Source organism: Rhodococcus sp. NPDC059969 (genome assembly GCF_042738325.1).
GTDB lineage: Bacteria > Actinomycetota > Actinomycetes > Mycobacteriales > Mycobacteriaceae > Rhodococcus_F.
On record NZ_JBHWUF010000001.1, the window covers coordinates 1,358,035 to 1,377,632 of the forward strand.

General features: G+C 60.8%; 20 protein-coding genes. 10 read left to right on the forward strand and 10 right to left on the reverse strand.

What is annotated here, in order from left to right; genetic code table 11:
- Positions 1-82: 82 nt before the first annotated feature.
- Positions 83-1,294 (reverse strand): DUF2254 family protein, encoded by a 1,212-nt coding sequence (locus tag ACFWAD_RS06275; protein ID WP_378542213.1) that lies wholly within the window; start codon positions 1,292-1,294, stop codon positions 83-85.
- 117 nt (positions 1,295-1,411) lie between these two features.
- Between ACFWAD_RS06275 and ACFWAD_RS06280 the strand changes: the two genes are divergently transcribed.
- Together ACFWAD_RS06280 and ACFWAD_RS06285 are read left to right on the forward strand one after the other, a co-directional pair.
- Positions 1,412-3,778 carry an arylsulfatase gene (locus ACFWAD_RS06280; RefSeq protein ID WP_378542215.1) on the forward strand — a complete coding sequence of 789 codons (2,367 nt, stop codon included), beginning with the start codon at positions 1,412-1,414 and terminating at the stop codon, positions 3,776-3,778.
- Between the two features lie 47 nt (positions 3,779-3,825).
- Positions 3,826-3,963 (forward strand): hypothetical protein, encoded by a 138-nt coding sequence (locus ACFWAD_RS06285; protein ID WP_153211511.1) that lies wholly within the window; start codon positions 3,826-3,828, stop codon positions 3,961-3,963.
- Between the two features lie 7 nt (positions 3,964-3,970).
- Here ACFWAD_RS06285 and ACFWAD_RS06290 read toward each other — a convergent pair whose 3' ends face one another.
- The 3 genes from ACFWAD_RS06290 to ACFWAD_RS06300 form a co-directional block, all read right to left on the reverse strand.
- Positions 3,971-5,626, reverse strand: coding sequence for an FAD-binding dehydrogenase (locus ACFWAD_RS06290; protein ID WP_378542217.1), 1,656 nt, complete (start codon positions 5,624-5,626; stop codon positions 3,971-3,973).
- Entirely contained in the window at positions 5,623-6,288 is a 666-nt protein-coding gene (locus tag ACFWAD_RS06295) for a TetR/AcrR family transcriptional regulator (RefSeq protein WP_378542219.1), read from the reverse strand. The genes ACFWAD_RS06290 and ACFWAD_RS06295 overlap by 4 nt, the downstream gene beginning before the upstream one ends.
- A 142-nt stretch (positions 6,289-6,430) precedes the next feature.
- A complete protein-coding gene (locus ACFWAD_RS06300; RefSeq protein WP_378542221.1) occupies positions 6,431-7,762 on the reverse strand; it encodes an MFS transporter in 1,332 nt (443 codons plus the stop codon).
- Between the two features lie 157 nt (positions 7,763-7,919).
- Here ACFWAD_RS06300 and ACFWAD_RS06305 point away from each other — a divergent pair, with 157 nt between their 5' ends.
- Complete coding sequence (locus ACFWAD_RS06305) at positions 7,920-9,083, forward strand: LLM class flavin-dependent oxidoreductase (protein WP_378542223.1); 1,164 nt, start codon at positions 7,920-7,922, stop codon at positions 9,081-9,083.
- 150 nt (positions 9,084-9,233) lie between these two features.
- Complete coding sequence (locus ACFWAD_RS06310; RefSeq protein ID WP_378542225.1) at positions 9,234-9,770, forward strand: hypothetical protein; 537 nt, start codon at positions 9,234-9,236, stop codon at positions 9,768-9,770.
- A 44-nt stretch (positions 9,771-9,814) separates the two neighbouring features.
- On the opposite strand, the gene ACFWAD_RS06315 is transcribed toward ACFWAD_RS06310, so the two are convergent.
- Positions 9,815-10,051 carry a hypothetical protein gene (locus tag ACFWAD_RS06315; protein WP_378542227.1) on the reverse strand — a complete coding sequence of 79 codons (237 nt, stop codon included), beginning with the start codon at positions 10,049-10,051 and terminating at the stop codon, positions 9,815-9,817.
- Positions 10,052-10,061: 10 nt separating this feature from the next.
- Between ACFWAD_RS06315 and ACFWAD_RS06320 the strand changes: the two genes are divergently transcribed.
- A complete protein-coding gene (locus tag ACFWAD_RS06320; protein ID WP_378542229.1) occupies positions 10,062-10,490 on the forward strand; it encodes a hypothetical protein in 429 nt (142 codons plus the stop codon).
- Between the two features lie 10 nt (positions 10,491-10,500).
- Here the strand turns inward: ACFWAD_RS06320 and ACFWAD_RS06325 are convergent, their stop codons facing one another.
- Complete coding sequence (locus ACFWAD_RS06325; protein WP_378447306.1) at positions 10,501-11,016, reverse strand: CGNR zinc finger domain-containing protein; 516 nt, start codon at positions 11,014-11,016, stop codon at positions 10,501-10,503.
- Positions 11,017-11,041: 25 nt separating this feature from the next.
- On the opposite strand from ACFWAD_RS06325, the gene ACFWAD_RS06330 reads away from it, so the two are divergent.
- The 4 genes from ACFWAD_RS06330 to ACFWAD_RS06345 all read left to right on the forward strand — a co-directional run bounded on the left by ACFWAD_RS06330 (position 11,042) and on the right by ACFWAD_RS06345 (position 14,125).
- Positions 11,042-11,233, forward strand: coding sequence for a hypothetical protein (locus ACFWAD_RS06330; protein WP_378531149.1), 192 nt, complete (start codon positions 11,042-11,044; stop codon positions 11,231-11,233).
- A gap of 103 nt (positions 11,234-11,336) precedes the next feature.
- Positions 11,337-12,944, forward strand: a complete 1,608-nt coding sequence (locus tag ACFWAD_RS06335; protein ID WP_378531151.1) for an AMP-binding protein — start codon at positions 11,337-11,339, stop codon at positions 12,942-12,944.
- Between the two features lie 127 nt (positions 12,945-13,071).
- Positions 13,072-13,356 carry a hypothetical protein gene (locus tag ACFWAD_RS06340; RefSeq protein ID WP_378542231.1) on the forward strand — a complete coding sequence of 95 codons (285 nt, stop codon included), beginning with the start codon at positions 13,072-13,074 and terminating at the stop codon, positions 13,354-13,356.
- A gap of 37 nt (positions 13,357-13,393) precedes the next feature.
- A complete protein-coding gene (locus ACFWAD_RS06345; RefSeq protein WP_378542233.1) occupies positions 13,394-14,125 on the forward strand; it encodes a hypothetical protein in 732 nt (243 codons plus the stop codon).
- Positions 14,126-14,143: 18 nt separating this feature from the next.
- Here ACFWAD_RS06345 and ACFWAD_RS06350 read toward each other — a convergent pair whose 3' ends face one another.
- The gene (locus tag ACFWAD_RS06350; protein ID WP_378542235.1) at positions 14,144-16,099 is read right to left on the reverse strand and encodes an ABC1 kinase family protein; all 1,956 of its coding nucleotides are present in this window, start codon (positions 16,097-16,099) and stop codon (positions 14,144-14,146) included.
- 302 nt (positions 16,100-16,401) lie between these two features.
- Positions 16,402-16,539, reverse strand: a complete 138-nt coding sequence (locus ACFWAD_RS06355; RefSeq protein WP_021345701.1) for a hypothetical protein — start codon at positions 16,537-16,539, stop codon at positions 16,402-16,404.
- Positions 16,540-17,877: 1,338 nt separating this feature from the next.
- Here ACFWAD_RS06355 and ACFWAD_RS06360 point away from each other — a divergent pair.
- On the forward strand, positions 17,878-18,177 hold the full coding sequence (locus ACFWAD_RS06360; protein WP_223304584.1) for a DUF4259 domain-containing protein: 300 nt from the start codon (positions 17,878-17,880) through the stop codon (positions 18,175-18,177).
- Positions 18,178-18,211: 34 nt separating this feature from the next.
- On the opposite strand, the gene ACFWAD_RS06365 is transcribed toward ACFWAD_RS06360, so the two are convergent.
- Together ACFWAD_RS06365 and ACFWAD_RS06370 are read right to left on the reverse strand one after the other, a co-directional pair.
- Positions 18,212-18,388: a hypothetical protein gene (locus ACFWAD_RS06365; RefSeq protein WP_172827042.1), complete on the reverse strand. Its 177-nt coding sequence runs from the start codon at positions 18,386-18,388 to the stop codon at positions 18,212-18,214.
- A gap of 218 nt (positions 18,389-18,606) precedes the next feature.
- Entirely contained in the window at positions 18,607-19,488 is an 882-nt protein-coding gene (locus tag ACFWAD_RS06370; protein ID WP_378542238.1) for an alpha/beta fold hydrolase, read from the reverse strand.
- Between the last annotated feature and the right edge of the window lie 110 nt (positions 19,489-19,598).

Genomic DNA, 19,598 nt, shown 5'->3' on the forward strand with positions numbered 1-19,598 from the left:
CGAGTCAGTATCGTCATTTCCCGTAGCTCTGAGACTGATCTTGACGATGCCTTGACGCGATCACCAACAAATTTGTTCGGGTTCACAACGGGGGTTCGAGCCGACGGAACCCGTCGGACATCTGGCCTACCCAACGGGCGCGCGTGGCGAGAACGTCGCGGTTCCGAGAGTCCGATCGGGCGGCGACATGCGAAAGTAGGTCGCGAAGTCGACCCAGAACGAGTGGCGAGTTCGAGGCCGAGGCTATGACGTCGTCCAGTCCGGTTCTGACGAAGCTCGTGAAGTCGGGTAGCGGAATCACCACACGCAGATCACCACGCTCGTCGACGGCCCGGATCGAATCTGCGCGAACGGCGGCCACCAGAGAGAGGAGGTCTTCGATCTCGTCCAGAGCCTGCACTGCCGTCGCAGGATCGTTGATAGCGGGTGAGAGCGCTCTGAGTGCGATGTCAGCCAACAACCGAATCGCGAGTAGGGGGTCCTGGGTGAAGGTACGCTCACTCCCACTGACCATAGCGTCGAGGATCGTGTTGGCGGGCATGGGTCCGCCGTAGATGTCGGCGAGCGGCAATCCGTCTCGCAGCGTGCTACCCGGCGACACTCGGAGGACCACCATCGATCGGCAGTTCCGAGCGCTCTGCAGGAGATCTTCGACGAGGATCTGTTGCAGAGCCGCCGGCGGTCGATGCCACTCGATCGTCGTGATCACCGGAAGTGTTGGTACAGGCGGCAACTCCAGATCGGTGGTGGGGTACACGGCGGCGAAGACTGCTCGGCCACGACTCGAGATCGAGGTCAGTACCGGAGCCAACTGGATGGCCGAGAAGGCGCGCAGCTGGAGCAGTCTGATCAGCGTCAGCGTGGCCAAGAGTGCCAGCACTGCGAGACTTGGCACGATCACGGACACGTCCGTTTCGTTGGTGATGGCGAGCGCCGCCGTGATGTCGAAAACCGACTGGCCTATTGCAAAAGCAAACGTCCGCCACACGATGGGGTCGTCGCGAAACAACAGCAGGCGAGGAGTGAAGGTGGTCGCGGCCCATTGGACGACAAGAAACAAGAGCGAGAAGATCACCGCGACAACACCCAGCAACCCCAGACCGAGGGCAACGAGCATCTCGCTGACCTGACGGGCGGGAATCGTTGGGCCACTGTGGATGGACGGCATCGTCAGTCCGGCAGCCAGTCCCATGACGACGCACACGATCTGGGTCAGGCCCGCACGCACACGGCGCCGGGGGACGAGGAAGGCATGCCCGATCGGGGTGGGAGCGAAACGTCCGGGCTGATCCACACTTCAAGCCTCCACGCTGCGGCGATGGTGCGCCTTCACCCGAAACGGATGATGTCGACGTCGTCGTGGTCCTGAAACGCTTGAAGGAGCCATGTGAGAGACAGAAGGCGAGACGTCATGACGGATCCGACAGGCCAGAGCCGCGCTGTACTACCGATCCCGGATCGACAACATCTTGGTCTGGTGACGTACGACGCGAAGGATCCGGACACGGAGTTTCCGCCGATCACTCCGCTACTGCCGCCGGCCGGGGCACCCAATGTTCTGGTGGTGCTGTTGGACGACGTGGGGTACGGGGCGAGCAGTGCTTTCGGCGGACCAGCGGACACACCGACCGCTGAGCGATTGCAAAGTAATGGGCTCACGTACACGCGGTTTCACACGACTGCGCTGTGCGCACCGACCCGCGCCGCACTGCTGAGTGGGCGCAACCACCATTCGGTCGGAATGGGCTCGGTCACCGAAACCGCGACCTCAGCTCCTGGTCTTTCCGGTCTGCGCCCGAATACCAAAGCCGCACTGCCGATGACGTTGAAACTCAACGGATACTCGACGGCGCAGTTCGGCAAGTGTCACGAGGTGCCGCCGTGGCAGACCTCCCCGGTGGGACCGTTCACGTCGTGGCCGACGGGAGAAGGCGGATTCGAGCACTTCTACGGATTCATCGGCGGGGAGAACAACCAGTATTACCCGGCGCTGTATGAGGGCGTCGCGCCTGTCGAGCCGGACAAGACACCGGAGGAGGGTTACCACCTCACCGAAGACCTTGCCGATCACGCGATCGACTGGGTTCGCATGCAGAAGTCCCTGGCTCCGGACAAGCCGTTCTTCGTCTACTTTGCACCCGGCGCTACCCATGCGCCGCAACATGTTCCGAAGGAGTGGGCCGACAAGTACGAGGGCCGGTTCGCAGGAGGTTGGGACGCTCAACGCGAATCGATCCTCGAGCAGCAGAAGCAGCGGGGAGTCGTTCCCGCGGATGCGGTCCTCACCCCGCGACCCGAGGCCATTCCGGCGTGGGAGGACATGAGTGAGGCGATGAAGCCCGTCCTCGAACGCCAAATGGAAGTCTATGCAGGATTTCTCGAACACACCGATTTCCATGTCGGCCGACTTGTCGATGCGATCGAAGAACTCGGAGCTCTCGACAACACCCTCGTGTACTACATCATCGGAGACAACGGAGCGTCCGCAGAGGGGACGATCAACGGAGCCTTCAACGAGATGGCCAACTTCAACGGACTTGCCGCCATCGAGACGCCCGAGTTCATGGCGGAAGTGAAAGACAAGTTCGGCACCAAGGACGCGTACAACCACTATTCCGTGGGGTGGGCGTGGGCAATGTGTACGCCGTATCAGTGGACGAAACAGGTTGCGTCGCATTGGGGTGGCACTCGCAACGGGACGATCGTGCACTGGCCGGAAGGGATTCGGACCAAGGGTGAGACGCGGTCGCAGTTCACCCACGTCATCGACGTTGCACCGACGATCCTCGAAGCCGCGAAACTACCGGAACCGACCTTTGTCAACGGCGTCCAGCAATCACCCATCGAGGGGACCAGCATGGTCTACACCTTCGACGACGCCGAAGTCGCCGAACGTCACGATCTGCAGTACTTCGAGATGGCCGGCAATCGCGGTATCTATTACAAGGGTTGGAGTGCGGTCACCAGGCACAGCACTCCGTGGCTGTTCGCGGAGGTACTCCCCGCTCTCGACGACGACGTCTGGGAGCTCTACGACGGGTCACAGGATTGGACGCAGTCCAAAGATTTGGCGGCCCAGATGCCGGAGAAACTCGCTGCACTGCAACGTTTGTGGTTGATCGAAGCGGTCAAGTACAACGTGCTCCCCATCGACGACCGAAGATTCGAGCGGTTCAACCCTCACATCGCGGGGCGCCCGCAGTTGGTGTCGGGGAACAGACAGGTTCTGTTTCCCGGAATGAAGCGACTGAGTGAGCACAGCGTGCTGAGCATCAAGAACCGATCGTTCAGTGTGACAGCAGCTGTCGACGTCGCGGATGGCATCACGGCAAACGGTGTGATGATCGCGCAGGGAGGCAGGTTCGGGGGCTGGGCACTCTACGCGCGGGAAGGTCGCGCCAAATTCGTCTACAACTTACTGGGCATGACCGAGTTCGTCATCGGCTCCGACATTGACATTCCGGCAGGATCACACCAGATCAGGGCTGAATTCGCCTACGACGGAGGTGGTCTCGCGAGAGGCGGCGGGGTCACGATCTATCACGACGGTCGCGAAGTGGGCTCGGGTCGCGTCGAGCAGACGCAACCGATGGTCTTCTCCGCCGACGAGACTACCGACATCGGTGACGATTACGGCATGCCTGTCAGTGTTGATTACAGCGGCGCAACCACATTTAACGGCCGCATCGACGTCGTGCAGATAGATGTCGGTGACGACGACCATACCCACCTGATCGATCCGGAGGAGGTGGCGCGAGTGGCGGTGTCCAGACAGTGATTCCACCGACAAGAACAGCAGTCGCCATCTCCTGAGGGAGGATCGCAATGCCGACCGTCATCCGAACTGTTCACGATCTGGTTCGCCACGCGCGCGGACCGACGCACCATCACCACCATCAATCCGTGCACGAGGCGCGGCGAATGCGTGCCCACCACATTCTGGTCACGCATTCGCTCGCCTGATTTCGGGCTACAGGTCGCGCGCCAATGCTCGTCCGGCTGCGCGGCCCGAGAAGATACAGCCACCGAGGAAGGTCCCTTCGAGCGCGCTGTAGCCGTGGACTCCGCCGCCGCCGAAGCCTGCGACCTCACCGGCCGCGTAGAGGCCGTCGAAGACACTGCCGTCGGCCTTGATGACCTGCGAATCCAGATTGGTCTCCAAGCCGCCGAGTGTCTTGCGGGTGAGCAGGTGCAACCGGACCGCGATCAGTGGTCCGTTCTTGGTATCCAGGATCTTGTGCGGCGCAACGACGCGCACGATTTTGTCTGCCAACAGATTACGTGCACCGTGGATGGCGGTGACTTGGAAGTCCTTGCTGTACTTGTTGTCGACTTCGCGGTCGCGGGCGATCATCTCGCGCTCGATGTCCTCGTAGTCCAGGAGCGGTTCGTCGGTGAGGGCGTTCATCCCGCCGACCAGATCGCGAAGGTTGTTACGCACAACGAAGTCGGCGCCCTTCTGCTTGAATGCTTCGACCGGTCCCGGCGCGCCCTTCTTGATTCGTTCGAGGAGGAGCTTGAAGTCGCGATTGGTGAAGTCAGGGTTCTGTTCCGATCCCGAGAGTGCGAACTCCTTCTCGATGATCTTCTGGTCGAGGATGAACCACGTGTACTCGTGACCGCTGTCCAGGATGTACTTGAAGGTCCCCATCGTGTCGAAGCCTGGGAAGTTGGGGACCGGCAGACGCTTGCCGGTGGCGTCGAACCACATCGAGGACGGTCCGGGGATGATGCGGATTCCGTGGTTCGGCCAGATCGGATTCCAGTTCTGGATGCCTTCGGTGTAGTGCCACATGCGGTCGCGGTTGACGATGTTTCCGCCCGCGGATTCGGTGATTTCGAGCATGCGCCCGTCGACGTGCGCCGGTACTCCCGTCAGCATGTGCTTCGGAGCCGTGCCGAGTCGCTCCGGCCAATTCTTCTTCACCAGTTCGTAGTTGCCGCCGATACCGCCGGAGGTCACCACGACGGCCTGTGCGGCGAACTCGAACTCGCCGACGGGGGTGCGTGAGCTCTTCACACCGCGCAGATCACTGGAAGGTTCGAGGACGGTTCCTCGTACACCGGTGACCGCGCCGTCGGTGACCACCAACTGATCCACCTGGTGGCGGTGCTTGAACGTGACCAGCCCGCGTTTCTGCGCGGCGATGACCTTGGTCAGAAAAACGTCGACGACACCTGGTCCAGTTCCCCAGGTGAGGTGGAAGCGCGGAACCGAATTGCCGTGTCCGAGAGCCATTCCGCGTCCGCGTTCGGCCCAGCCGACGTTGGGCATCAGGCGAAGGCCCAGATCGTGCAGGTACTGACGCTTGTCTCCGGCTGCGAACTCGACGTATGCCTTGGCCCACTGACGCGGCCAGTGATCTTCGCGGTCGCGGTCGAATGCGGCAGTGCCCATCCAGTCCTGCATGGCCAACTCGAGGGAGTCCTTGATGCCGAGCCGGCGTTGTTCGGGGCTGTTCACGAGGAAGAGTCCGCCGAGAGACCAGAATGCCTGCGCACCGAGGTTGGCAGCGTTCTCTTGTTCCACGACAAGGACTTTGCGGCCGGCGCGCGTCAGTTCGTAGGTGGCGACCAGTCCCGCCAGCCCTGCCCCGACAACGATGACGTCAGCTTGTTCGCTCACGACAGCTCCTCTTCCGATTGGTTGTTCTGGATTATTTCGCTGTAGGACAGCAGAATTCGAGTGAAGATATCGCGGCGCAACGCGAAGGCCGCGTTGGTGTCGGTATCGACGAGGCACTGCACGCTGGTGCCGTCGTGTACGGCGACCAGCGCCCGTCCCAGCGACGTCGGGTCACCGACGATTTTTCGCCCGACATCGCTGAGTGCGGCCTCCACGATAGGAAGCAGCGTTCGAAGGATTGCGTCTTCGCGATCGGCGAGGGCTTTGCGAAGTGCCGGGTTGCGGAGTGCGTGGGCAGTGAACTCGGCGTTGATTCGGTACCACTGCGGGTCGACCGGAACCACCGCCACGATCCGGGCCACGGCGGCATGGATGTCGACGGTGTTCCCGGCGGTGATCGATTCCGTCGCCACCCTCAGGTCGGCGAGCATTGCTGCAGATCGCTGCTCCCACATCGCGAAGAACAATTCGTCGAGTGAGTCGAAGTTGGAGTAGAACGCGCCCCGGGAGTATCCGCCGCGTTCGCAGATCTGCTCGACGGTGGCGTGTCCGAACCCGGCTGCGGAGAAGACGTCCGCGGCCGCATCCAGGAGGCGCTGCCGGGTCTGACCACGGCGTTTGGTGACACGCTTGGCCGGCGAGTTGTCCGTTCCAGTCGTCATCGGTGCCTCCGTCGGGATGGAACCCAAACGATACACCGATGTATCCGATGCGTGGGCGTATCTCGATCGGTATCTACTTGTCCGGTATTTCTGTGGATATCTAGCAAATATGCAAGAGATGGAGATATTTAGATGTCATCCACTACAGGTACAGATCACGCTTCCTGATCGCCGCAGTGGCGACGACGCTGATCGCCGAGGTGGCCACCAGATATCCACAGGCCAGCCACGGCGAACCGCCGGTGGCGCCGATCAGTGCAGTAAGGATCAGGGGAGTGACGCCGGAGGCGTAGATACCCGAGAACTGGTAGACGACCGACAACCCGGTGTATCGGATTTCGGTGGGGTACAGGCTCGCGTAGAGCGTTCCCTGGGCTCCGTAGAACAAGGCGTGAATCACTCCGAAGACCACGATCATCGCGAGTCCGAAGAGCAGAAGGTTATCGGTCCCGAACAGTGCGAAAGCGGGGAAGATCGCGAGTCCGTACGCGGCGATGCCCACGATGTAGACCCGTTGCGGACCGAACCGATCAGTGAGCAGGCCGGAGAACGGCAGCAAGATCGCCATGACAACTGCTGCGACAGTGACCACGAGGAGTACGGGGACCTTTTCGAAATGCAGAGTCTTGGTTGCATAGGTGATTGCAAAGACGCCCCAGGTGTTGAAGGCGGCGCCCTCGCCCCAGCGAGACAGCATGCCCAGTACGGTGTTTCGTGCAACCCTTCCGTGGAAGACTTCCTTGAGCGGTGCGGAGGAGCGTTGTTCGAGGTCGCGAACCGCCTGAAATGCCGGCGTCTCGTCGACCTTCAATCGGACCACCAACCCAACGATCACGAGCACCAAGCTCAGAACGAAGGCTATGCGCCAGCCGAAACGGAGAAACTGTTCGTCGTCGTAGACCGTTTGAAGTAGCGCGAACATTCCTGTGCCCAAGGCCAACCCGAGAGCCAGCCCGATCTGCGGGATGCTGCCGAACAAGCCGCGCTTCTTCTCCGGACTGTGTTCCACCGCCAGAAGAACAGCTCCGGCCCACTCACCACCGAGTGCAAACCCCTGCAGGATTCGAAGCAGCAGAAGCAGAATCGGTGCCACGACGCCGATTTGAGCGGCCGTTGGAAGAACACCCATGAGCGCCGTCGCGATACCCATGATGAACATCGTGAGAGCAAGCGTTTTCTTGCGCCCGATGCGATCGCCGATGTGACCGAACACCACTCCGCCGATCGGGCGAACGAGAAAGCCGACCGCGAAGGTCGCAAAAGAAAGCATGGTCCCGACAAAGGAACTCTGGTTCGGGAAGAACAGTTGGTTGAAGACGAGGCTCGCGGCGGTCGCGTAGAGGAAGAAGTCGTACCACTCGACCGTCGTGCCGAGCAGGCTTGCGGCGACGACGGTTCTCAGCCTGGAACGTCGCTCATCGTCGGTCTCGTTCGAGAACGGTGAATTGTGCTCGACTTCGGCAAACGTAGTCATCGGAGCCCCCGGGTAGCGGTGCAAATTCACGAACGTATCGCCGGGACTGAAAGTGGGCACCCATAGAGATCAGGGTGATTTCAACCCTGTTCTTCGAGGTGGAGTGTGGATGTAATGACAGAAGAGTTCTGCCTGTTCGTCGACGAAAGGAATCCCCGTGTCACTGCGCTTCCACTGGTTCTTGCCTACTTATGGTGATTCTCGGAATCTGATGGCGGGTGGGCACGGTAGCTCGATGTCCGGTGATCGTCCGGCGACGCTGAAGTACCTCAATCAGATCGGTGCGGCCGCAGAGACGAACGGCTTCGAAGCAGTCCTCACGCCCACGGGCGCGTGGTGCGAAGACGCATGGCTGACGACGGCGATGATGGTCGAGACCACCGAGACGCTCAAGTTTCTGGTTGCTCTGCGCCCGGGATTGCTCAGCCCCACGTTGGCTGCCCAGATGGCCGCGACCTTCCAGTGGCAGTCGGGCGGTCGCCTGCTGCTCAACGTCGTGACCGGTGGAGAGGACCACGAGCAGCGCACGTTCGGTGACTTCCTCGACAAGAACCAGCGGTACGCACGTTGCGGCGAGTTCCTCGACGTGATCCGCCAGCTGTGGTCCGGTAACGGTCCGGTTGATTTTTGCGGCGAGTACGTCAACGTGGAAAAAGCTACGCTGCAGCGTATTCCGGATCCGGTACCGCCCATCTTCTTCGGCGGATCCTCGCCGGCAGCCGGAACCGTCGCTTCGCGTTACGCGGACACCTACCTCACCTGGGGTGAGACGCCATCCGCCGTCGCAGCCAAGATCGCCTGGATCCGCGACCTCGCGGAAGTTCAAGGACGCCACCTCGATTACGGAATCCGTCTGCACGTCATCAGCCGGGACACCTCGGAACAAGCGTGGGCAGAAGCGGATCGGCTGCTCAGTGCGCTCGACCCGGCGACCGTCGAGCAGGCTCAAGCGAGTCTTGCGCGATCCGGCTCCGAAGGTCAGCGTCGGATGCTCGAATTGCACGGCGGCGGTTCGGCTTACAAGGAGGGTGTCGGAGCGAGGTCGCTGGAAATTGCGCCGAACCTGTGGACCGGCGTCGGATTGGTCCGAGGGGGAGCGGGTACCGCATTGGTCGGTTCGCACCAAGAAGTGGCCGATCGGATTGCCGAGTACGCGGCGATCGGCCTGGATCACTTCGTACTGTCGGGTTATCCGCATCTCGAAGAGGCGTATCAGTTCGGTGAGGGCGTGCGTCCGATCCTCGAAAAGCGTGGATTGGTCGCACCGCACGGATCGGCAGGCGGACCGGTGCGTACGCCCTTTGTCTCCAGCGGGAATTGAGTCGAACAGCAACATTTTCGAGAAGGGGACGTTTGTCCCGATTTTTCGGGCATGACCTCCCGGCGGGACCATTGGACCATTTCGGGCGCTAGATCCGATCTAGGCTGCGCACTGTTGCCGAACTCAAGGTGCAGTACGAAAGGATCCTCGATGAAGCTGGGCACGAGTGGAGTACGTCGCGTAGTGGGGACCGTGGCGGTTGCCGCTGCCACCGCGGCCGGCGTAGCGATGGTCAATCCTGCAACTGCGTCGGCCGAGGTGCTCCCGCCGGTTGTCTCGTACAAGGTGACCGGAAACGATCTGGCACTGACGATCACGAACAACAACTCGGGCATTGTCTCGCTGTGCCAGGCATTCGTCGTCAATGCCGCGGATTCTGCTGCTGTGCTTGACGATCCGCTGAAACTGCTCGACCCGAATCTTGTCGTGTACCCCAAGATCACCGATCCGAACTCGCTGTTTGCCGTGGGCAAGGGGCAGACGGTCACCAATACCGTTACCGATGTTCCAGACGGGACTTACGCGGTGCTCGGTGCCTGCTCCGATCTCCTCGATCTCGAGACGTTGGGTAAGCCCGTTCCTGGCGTGCCGAGCCTCGTTGTCATCGGTGGACCGTTCAGCGGTATCAATACCGGAAGCCTGAGCGACCTGTTCGGCAGCGGCAGCCTCGAAGGGCTTTTCGGGTAGTTCACCGTCTGTCTCCCCAATTTTCCGACTGATCGTTCTATTCTTCATGCGTCTGGTGATCTGACCGACTTGCCTGGAGGTTCGGAAATGCGAAGTCGTGGATTCATACGAGCTTGCGGAAGCATCGCTGCGGCGTCGGCCGCCGTCGTGGGACTGGTTGTGATGTCTCCGGCGACGGCGTCGGCAGCACCGGCGATTCTCCCGCCGCCGGTGTCGGTGAGCGCAGCGGACAATGCGATCACCTTCACCATCACAAATCCGAATCCGCGGTTCAGCTTCATCAACTGCACGGTGGCGATCCTCAATGCCAGGGATGTCCCCGACGTGATTCGTGATCCGGCAAAACTGCTCCAGCCTGGCGTGCTGGTGTATCCGACCGTCAGCAACATCCTCGATCTGTTTGCAGTCTCGCCTGGCCAGACGATCACCCGGACGGTCGGTAATCTGCCCGCTGGGGTCTACGCCGTCGCGGGAGCGTGCGTTCGACTCCTCGATCCCACCAATCCGACTATTGCCATTCCGCAGGCCGTCGTGGTCGGCGGCTGGTTCGAGGGCGCCGGAACCGGAAGTCTCTCAGGTTCTTTGGAGGATCTGGGATACAACACGGTCCAGGACTTGATCGACGCGTGGAATCGAATCAGCTCGGGTAGCAGTAGCGGCAGTTTCCAGTTCGACTACCAAGGTGGCTCGGACTTCGAGGTGGTCGGTCCGACGTCGTAGTCGGTACAGATCACTTGCGCGCGCGGTGGCGTCGCACCGCATCGCGATTCGCACACGTGGGGGAGCAGTACCGCTGATTGCCGTTGCGTGAGGTGTCCGCGTAGATGTTGGTGCACTCGTCCAGGGTGCACCGACCCAATCTGTGCATTCCGCGGCCGACGAGGTGCAGCGCCGTGCCTACCGAGAAGAGGGCCTTGAGGACCTCGGCGAGCGACTGTTGCGGATCGCGATAGTGCAGATGCCATCCGTCGTTGGCGTGGTTGGTCATGCGCGGATATGCCGACGCTTGCTCGAGCATGACGTTCACCAACTCGGCGCGGGCAGCCTCGTCCGTGACGTCGACGATCTTCGACCACTCGATCAGGAGATCGAGGGTCTCGTCGAGATCTTTCTCGGCGATGGGGAAATCGAGAATGATGCCCGCGTCGACGCAGCGTTCGACCAACTCGGCCAAGGAAGTGGGGTTTCGATTGGCCAGGTCGGCTGCCAACGTCACCGCATATTCGCCGTAAGGGTTGAGGTGCACAATGCCATTACATCATGCTCGTTCCATGAAGAAAACAGAGATCACGCCGATCGGTTGCATCCATCGCTGGGAGGTCGAATCCCGGCATCGGACCAGCGAGGGGACGGTCACCTACCTGCGCTGCCATTGCGGGTCGTGGCAGACCTTGCTCGCCGAATGGGTGTCGGGCGGTGCGGGCTCGGCCGTCGCCGCGCCGATCAAGGTCAGGTCCAGGTAATGGTCAGCTAATCGTTCCGTTTTGCCTCGGGCTGCATGGAACGTGTTCTAGATTCAGGGTTGTATGCCTCGATATCGCGGCGCAGACTCTGAAAGGGAAGACGATGCAGTTCAACCTCGCTGATGTATTCGAAACCGTCGCCAGCTCGGTACCTGATCGCGTCGCCTTGACTTACGAGGGAGAGAACTTCTCCTACGCTGAGTTGGACGCGGAGGCCAATCGAACCGCCAACCTGCTCGCGCAAGCCGGTATCTCGCGTGGTGACCACGTGGCTCTGTTCCTGAAGAACAGCGTTGAACATGTCACGTCGATCCTCGGGTTGATCAAGATCCGCGCGGTCCCGATCAACGTGAACTACCGGTACACACCCGCCGAACTGGAGTACATCTTCACCAACTCCGACTCGGTCGCGGTGGTCGTGGAACTTCCCGAACATCAGCGTGTCCTTGCTTCCCTTTTCGGTGCATGCCCGAAGGTGAAGACGGTGATCGTGATCGGCGAGATCGAGGCCGAACTGGTCGCTGCCGCGAATGAGCACGAAGTTTCCGTGGTTTCCTTCGACGACGCGCGTGAACAGTCGCCAGTGGGGGAGTTCGACTCTCGTTCGGGCGACGACGTGTACCTGCTCTACACCGGCGGGACAACCGGATACCCGAAGGGCGTCATGTGGCGTCACGACGACTTCTTCCGTAAGCCGCTCTCCGGCGGAAATCCGTACGGAGAGGGAGCGCGGCAGGACCTCGCCGAGATTGCCAGTGCTGCAAAGGAATTTCCGGAGCTATCGTTCCTCATTGCCGCCCCGCTGATGCATGGCGCCGCGTTGTACTCGCTGTTCACCTTCCTCACCCTCGGTGCGCGGGTTGTTCTACGACGAGAATTCGACCCGGCGAAGGTCGTCGAAGCGATCGAGAAGGATTCGGTACAGGTGATCTTGATCGTCGGCGACGGTATGGGACTGCCGTTGGTCGACGAGATGGAACGACGCAAAGACGAGGTTGATTTCAGCACCCTGTTCTCGATCACCTCGGGTGGCGCGATCTGGTCCACCAGCGTCCGGGACCGCATGCTGGCGGTGAAGCCGGACCTGCTGTTGCGGGACAACTTCGGAGCCTCGGAGTCAGGTAACGACGGCGCCTTCGCCATCGACGAGGCAGGAAATCTGCGAATGCCGCCCTCGCCGAACATGATTCTGGTCGACGAGCGTCTCGAAGAGATCCCAGCCGGCTCCGACGATGTGGGATACATCGCTCGCATCGGAAACGTCCCGCTCGGGTACTACAAGGACGAGGAGAAGACCGCCCGGACGTTCCCGACCCGCGCCGATGGCACCCGTCTTTCGGTGCTCGGAGACATGGGCAAGGTGGAAGCGGACGGCACCATTGTCTTCCTCGGCCGTGGCTCACAGTGCATCAACACCGGCGGCGAGAAGGTATTCGCCGAAGAGGTCGAGGCCGCCCTTCACGCGCATCCGGCGATCTCCGACGCGCTTGTTGTCCCCGCACCCGACGCGCGCATGGGGCAGCAGGTTGCCGCGGTGATCGCGACCTATCCCGAGTCTGACGAGCTGACTCTCGAAGCAGTTCAGGAACATTGCCGTAAGACGTTGGCCGGCTACAAGGTGCCGCGCACGATCGTGCTGGTCGACGAAGTCAAGAGGACTCCGGCCGGTAAGGCGGACTACCGCTGGGCGACGACACTGGCGTCGTCCTAGCAGTGTGGAGTGATCGGTGACGACCTTTCACATGGATTTCACCACGACATAAGGGACGTACCGGAAAGATGGCGCAGAGTAAGTCGTTCGCGCCTTGCGTCGTCACTCCACGAAAGGGTCTTTTCACATGCTCATCATCGGAATACTTCTGTTCGGAATCGTCATCGGAGCGGGAGCCCAGTTGATTCTGGGACAAAGGGCCGCACGGGTGGATTGGACCTTCGCGTTCATCGCGGGAATCGGTGGTTCTTTGGTGGGCGGACTGCTCGTGAGTCTGATTGCAGGCGACGGAATATCACTGCGCCCGAGCGGCATCCTGGGGTCCCTCGCCGGCGCCGTCATCATCACCGCGGGCTGGCAGTGGTACCGCCGGAAGAACGCAACTACAGCTACCCGTCCGTCTGATCACTGATTCCTCAGTTCCGTCAGGGGACGGAAAGCGACGAGACATGAACGAACTGCTCGATGAAGTTCTCACCGCACATGGCGGAGTCGAACGTTGGCAGTCAGTTTCAGCGATCACGGCACGGGGACGCCTGGGCGGTCTGTTGCCTGGGCGCTTCCCCGGCAACAAGCTCGGGACGTTCACGGTCGAGGTGCAAGTTGCCGAGCAACGCACTGTCCTCCAGGACTTTCCGGGCGTCGGCGAGTGCGCTGTGTTCGACAAGGGGGCCGTGTGGATCGAGACTCGTGACGGGGAACAACTCGAGAGTCGAACCGACCCCCGTCCAGAGTTCTTCGGGTTGAGTGGAATCCGGCGCAATCTTCACTGGGACGCGCTCGACACCGCTTACTTCGCCGGATACGCCTTTTGGAACTATCTGAACGCACCTGTGCTGCTCACCCGCGACGACATCACTGTCACCGAAGGCGAACCGTGGCAGGAAGCCGGGCGGCAATGGCGACGACTGCAGGCGACATTCGCGCCGGGAATCGACACCCATTGCCGGCAACAGACCTTCTACGTCGACAGCGGTGGCCTCATCCGCCGCCACGACTTCGTCGCTGAACCTGTAGGAAAGTGGGCCAAAGCCGCCCTTTACTGCGACCAGCATCGCCAGTTCGACGGCCTCACATTCCCCACTCGGCGCCGCGTGCTTCCGCGGGGCCCAGGTGGTCGTGTCCTCTCGCGGCCGACGCTTTTGGCGCTCGACTTCGACGATATCGAGATCAAGCGATGAACACTTCTGAGCTATTCGTTACCTGTTGTCGAGGGTGAACAAGCGGAACACGGTCCGCATGCACAGGACGACCCCTACGAAGCCCAGTACCGCACTCACGAGCGCATAGCTGGACAACTGAGGTGTGAGCTGTGGTCCACCGGGAACGAACAGCAGGATCGCCGCGACTATCAGCGCAGCAACGCCAGCCGCCATTCCCAGGGCGTTGTTCGCCGACCGTCGGAGCCACCGCCTGTCGTCGGGGTGTGCGATGGAGCGGGTACGGAGTGTGAAGCTTCCCGACGCCAGTGAGGTCGTGATCTGGTCGAGCTGACCAGGCAGCCGCCTGACCACGGCCGTTGTGACCGCAATCGTCGACAGCATCGCCTGCGCCGCTGCGGTGGGGCTGGCGACCTGGGTCAACAGTCGGGGTACTTCGGCGCGCACCGCGGAGACGAGGTCGATGTTCGGATCCAGAAGCCGGAGGGCGCGTTCCACCGACGCGAGTGAACGGAAAGCTGCTGCGACGTCTCCCGGCACACCTATTCGGTGCTCTCGAAGCACGGTGAACATTCGCGCGAACGATCCCATGGAAACATTGGGCGCAAGACCGAGAAGGGTGATCTCGCGGCCTACTTGGTGACGCAGCGCTCCACGATCCACGTCGTCAGGCACGTCGAATGCCATCAGCATCGCGTCGACTGTTGCCACCGGGTCACCTGCCAGTGCAGCATTCAGGAGTACTGCGAACAGGATCCGTGTCTCCCCGTCCAGAACACCGACTGCGCCGAAGTCGAGTAGGCCGACGCGTCCGTCGTCAAGGATCATGATGTTGCCGGGGTGCAGATCGGCGTGGAACACCCCGTGGACGAAGATCCCGTCGAGCAGCGACGCAAGTAGCTCGTTCGCAATTCTGCTGCGGGAGTAGACGTCGACGTCGGTGAGCGCTGCCTCGCCGTCGGAAAGTGGTGTTCCGTGAAGACGTTCCATCACAACCACCCGCCCGCCGCTGAGTTCGGGGTAGATGTGCGGAACGACAATATCTGGTCGGCTCGCCATGGTGGCGGCAATCGTGGCGGTGTTCGCGGCCTCGGTACGGTAGTCGAGCTCTTCGAGCAGCGACGTGACGAGGCCGCCGGCGAGTCGATGAACGCCGATATCGCGTGCCCAGGGAAAACGGGTTTCCGCAAGGGATGAAACGCGGAGGAAGATATCGCAATCCACGCTCACCTGTGCGCTCGCCTCGGGTCGTTGAACCTTCACAACCACATCGACGCCGTCGGTGGTGCGCGCGGAATGTACTTGTGCGACAGAGGCGGCGGCAAACGGCTCTACATCGAACCGTGCGAACACCGACTCGGGGGTGTCGCCGAGTTCCGATGCCAGTAGCTCCGCAATGCGGCCTGGATCAGCCGGGCGTGCCGAACTTAGCAGAGACGAGAGAGTGCGAGCCAGCTCAGGTGGTATGAGGTCGTCTCGCGTGCCGAGGATCTGTCCCAGCTTGACGAAAGTGACGCCGCACCGGTTGATCACTTCCACAAGCGCGTCCCCGAACTGAGGCGCGGACGGCCCGGCACGGAGAGCCGGCCCGCCTCCCGCTCGCACGACGATGCCCGTGATCTGGACGTACCGTTTCGTCCGTCGCCAGGATTTGCGGCTGCGCCGCAATGCTTCTGACGGACCCGGTAAGGACCCCGTAGGAACGACAACTTCGAGGAAGACCAGTACTGCCAGGCAGGCCGCGAACACCCAGAGTGCGACAACTCCGAAGAACGTGAGCGCTACTCCCACGCTCACCAGAAGTTGATCGTCCTGGCTGGCAATTCCTGCGAATGTCGCGGCGTAGCCCGAGAGTGGGACACCCACCGAGAGCGCTATCACCGCGACCACCAGTGTTCGTGGCCAACCGACCCTCGTCCCCAGCGTTCGTCGCATCACGCCCGCAAGCGCTGCCGCAAGAAATGGCGTCGTGACGATCCAGACCATCAAGTCCATTGCGATAGCGTACGGGTTTGCAATCCGCGATTCATCCAGGAAAACCCTGAACCCTACCCCGACTGACGGGTAACAAGTTCGACAATGACCAAACGTCGAACATGCTCGGGCACTTCGGAGTTCATCGCTCCGACATCGACCCGTCCTGATCGAACGTCCAAAAACTACGTGGACTGACCATCCGCGAGGCCGAACTACACGCCACGTTCGTCATCGATGTCCCGGCACCCTTCGCGCGGAGCTGTACCGCCGAAGAACAGGCCGCGATGACGCCGCGCAGAAGTTGGACCGAGTGGACTCCTTTAAAGAATGGGGCCGCCGGTGAACAGGTTGACGAGACTCACCGCGAAGAACTGGACGATCGCTATGGCGGTGGCAAACGGGTCGCCCGCATACGTAGCTTGGTTGACCCATTCGTTGAATGCATTGATCGAACCCATTGTGATTCCTCCTGAGTAGTGATGGCGTGATTGATTGAAACTGGTGGTATGACACTCGACACGAGGGACGTCAGTACGGACCCAGCGCAGTTGGGCATATGAGGCCACGAAAGGTCAGTGACGAGCGCCGACGGTACGCTGCGGTTGCGGCCTTCTGCGTTTCGAATGTAGTTCCTCGACTTAGGAATACCGTGAAGGACGGGCGGATTCGGTTACGAGTATCCCGCGACAGACGACATCGTCAATATTACGATGTCGGCAACAAACGCGACGACCGCACCAATCGGATTCTGGACAATCCACGAAATTACCTCAGTCATGTGCTCAGTCCCTTCCTTAGTAGTGAGACGCGTGATCGAGTAGTCGACCGGTATTGCAGAACCCGGCCCTGGGCGGCGAATCAAACCGTCGCCGAAGTTGATTGGAGAAAATTGATCGCAAGCTGGATGATTCATCTCCCCTCTATGTGGTTCGATTCGTTTTCCAATATCTTTCGGAGAATGGGTGATCAGCCCATCGACCTTCGATATCCTGCGGTCCGAGAACCTAGTCTCGTAAACGCCTGCCCAGCAACGTCGTAAAGTCAGAGGTGGCAGTTGGCAAAGCCGACCGCCTTCTCGAAAACGTGGCGAGTTTTGCTGGGCAGATGTGACACTACCTTGCGGTTTCGCCGGATCAGTCTTCCTTTCGGAGATCGATGGCTGTTCTTCGTGTGGTTGTTACACAATCGACGGAATCGCTGTTGGGGGTGGCGATGCGCAGCTATTTCCCCTGCGAATCTTCAGGAATTGCTTGCGACACCGGTGGATACGGATCCTCGATCTCCATCGAGTGCAAATTCCGTGTGTCGACAACACCGCAGTGCTTCCGACAGAATCGATGCGCCCAGAACCAATCGTCGTCCCACACAAAGGGCCAGACGGTTCTGGGAAAGACCCAAGCGCTCCTTCACTTCCGGGCGATCTGTTGCGCCAGTTCGAGTTCACGCCTGGTCTAACTGGTCGACGCATAGTGGTGTACCGGTAGCCAAAAGAGTCCTGCCGGTCGGTTAGTGTTGACGGTGAAACACCACGTGGAGGTGGCTGTGAGAATCTGGAACTGGTTGATGCTCAAAATTTCTGCAATCGGCGGGTCGCCGAAGTTTCGGAAGATAGCCGACAGCCCAATTTGGGCGGGTAGCAACGACCGTAAACTCTGACGGGGTCGACGGCAGATTCACACGTTTGCGGCCACGATCGATACGAGCGACGAGCGGGAGGTTTTGTGGGAGTCTGGGGTCCGGGGAACTTTGACAGTGACGCCGTCGCGGATGGGTTGGGGGCACTGACCGGTCGAATCGTGGACGACATCACTGCCGAGTTCGAAGACGATTCGAGTCTGGAGCCGGATGAATGGGGCGGGGAGATGGTGCCGGCGTGGCTCGAGATCCTCACCGATATTGCCCAGACGAAACGAGTCGGTGTGACCTTTCCATCGACGCAAGTGCTGATCGACTGGCGCGATCGATATCTGCGTGTGTGGGATGGCTACATTGACGAACTCGAACCGGACGAGGATCACAAGGTCGCTCGACGTGCAGTGCTCGTCCACACCTTCGAACAGGCGGTCGCCCTCGCAGCCGAGCGGGAACAGGCATAAACCTGGTGCGGCCGCGCTACTGACCATAGATCCGTCAGTTCCCCGGTGGAACGACGGTGAACGTGAACCCTCCGGAAGTCATTGCGTTGGCTTCTTCGAACATCGAACAGAGAGCTTCGGCGGCGTCGGTCGCCAATGCTCGGGCGGCGCTGGGGGTTCGACCTCGGGCAGTCACCGCGAGCCCAGGTACGTCCGCATCTGTGATCGTCAATCGGACTCGTAGTCGGAAGCACTGCCACCGAGTATCTGCGCGAGGAGATGGTCTTCGTCCACCACAGACCTCCCGCCACGACCAGAACGGCGGCGGCAACGGCCACCACTACCTGACCGCGGCGGTAGGAGAGGAATGTTCGCATCAATCAGTTGTACCGCCTTGGCCAGCTGATTGACCGGCTTCCTCACCACCCAGTCGGCGCCTGATCGGAGAGATTACGTTCGCTTCGCGTCGTCATGATTGCGGACGAACTTCATGAGTCGGGGAATTACCCGATCAGGTATGTGTCCAAGGATTCCGTGGCCCGTTCCGGGATAAATCTCCACCTCGGCTTCTGGTTGAAGATCAGCCAGCCTCGCGGCCACCTGCTCGGGGTTGGAGACCACCGTCTCAGCGCCGGAGATTACGAGCATGGGAACCGAAATCGACTGCACTTCTGCATCCTTGAGCATTCGTGCCCACCCGACACCGGGCCGGTAGTTCAATGCCTCTGTAACCAAAGCGAACTCGAGGTCGCCGATGACGTACCCGGGGGACAGCCAATCGTTGAGCTTGCGGATATTCTTGTCGGTGCGGCGCATACCGGCGCGGACCATCTTCAGCAGCACACGCCACGAGGGCTTGTCGAAGACTCCACCCGGTTCGATGAGGGTCACACTCGCCAGTCGTTCAGGGGCGTGAAGTGCTACTAGAACGGCGTGCCACGCACCATGCGAGTAGCCGACCAGGTGGATGCGATCGACCCCGAGTTCGTTCAATACCTCGCCCACCCAGGTGGCGAAGTCGGATTCACCGGTCAATGGAGCGGTCTGCACACTGCGGCCTGCAGTACCGATCGTGTCCAGCGCATAAACGACTCGGTCTCGGCACAGGTCCTCGATGACGATGTGCCATTGCAGGCAATTGGCGCCGACGGCGTGCAGCAGGACGATCGGCGTCTCCGTGCCGGTCCCCGACCTACGGACATGGGTGGTTCCGAACGATGTCGGCACGTCGAGTTGTGTCGACGGAACCGGCCAGGTGCTCTCCAGTTCTCGGTAGATGCTCTCGTACGCCTGCTTTGATGCTTCGTTCTTGAATCGTCCGATCTTCGGCATGAGCCTCCCTCTCGCTGCATTCAATTTTGATGGTATGACCGTATCACTAATGCGGTACGTGCGTATCATTAACGGGTCAAAGTCATCCATATCGAAAGGGGAAGGACAGC

What these genes read in the sequence shown, in the direction of transcription:
- ACFWAD_RS06280 (WP_378542215.1), top strand. Translation starts at nt 1,412, where the DNA reads ATGACGGATCCGACAGGCCAGAGCCGCGCTGTACTACCGATCCCGGAT.
- ACFWAD_RS06285 (WP_153211511.1), top strand. Translation starts at nt 3,826, where the DNA reads ATGCCGACCGTCATCCGAACTGTTCACGATCTGGTTCGCCACGCGCGC.
- ACFWAD_RS06295 (WP_378542219.1), bottom strand. Translation starts at nt 6,288, where the DNA reads ATGACGACTGGAACGGACAACTCGCCGGCCAAGCGTGTCACCAAACGC.
- ACFWAD_RS06300 (WP_378542221.1), bottom strand. Translation starts at nt 7,762, where the DNA reads ATGACTACGTTTGCCGAAGTCGAGCACAATTCACCGTTCTCGAACGAG.
- ACFWAD_RS06310 (WP_378542225.1), top strand. Translation starts at nt 9,234, where the DNA reads ATGAAGCTGGGCACGAGTGGAGTACGTCGCGTAGTGGGGACCGTGGCG.
- ACFWAD_RS06315 (WP_378542227.1), bottom strand. Translation starts at nt 10,051, where the DNA reads ATGAAGCTGAACCGCGGATTCGGATTTGTGATGGTGAAGGTGATCGCA.
- ACFWAD_RS06330 (WP_378531149.1), top strand. Translation starts at nt 11,042, where the DNA reads ATGAAGAAAACAGAGATCACGCCGATCGGTTGCATCCATCGCTGGGAG.
- ACFWAD_RS06335 (WP_378531151.1), top strand. Translation starts at nt 11,337, where the DNA reads ATGCAGTTCAACCTCGCTGATGTATTCGAAACCGTCGCCAGCTCGGTA.
- ACFWAD_RS06340 (WP_378542231.1), top strand. Translation starts at nt 13,072, where the DNA reads ATGCTCATCATCGGAATACTTCTGTTCGGAATCGTCATCGGAGCGGGA.
- ACFWAD_RS06345 (WP_378542233.1), top strand. Translation starts at nt 13,394, where the DNA reads ATGAACGAACTGCTCGATGAAGTTCTCACCGCACATGGCGGAGTCGAA.
- ACFWAD_RS06350 (WP_378542235.1), bottom strand. Translation starts at nt 16,099, where the DNA reads ATGGACTTGATGGTCTGGATCGTCACGACGCCATTTCTTGCGGCAGCG.
- ACFWAD_RS06355 (WP_021345701.1), bottom strand. Translation starts at nt 16,539, where the DNA reads ATGGGTTCGATCAATGCATTCAACGAATGGGTCAACCAAGCTACGTAT.
- ACFWAD_RS06370 (WP_378542238.1), bottom strand. Translation starts at nt 19,488, where the DNA reads ATGCCGAAGATCGGACGATTCAAGAACGAAGCATCAAAGCAGGCGTAC.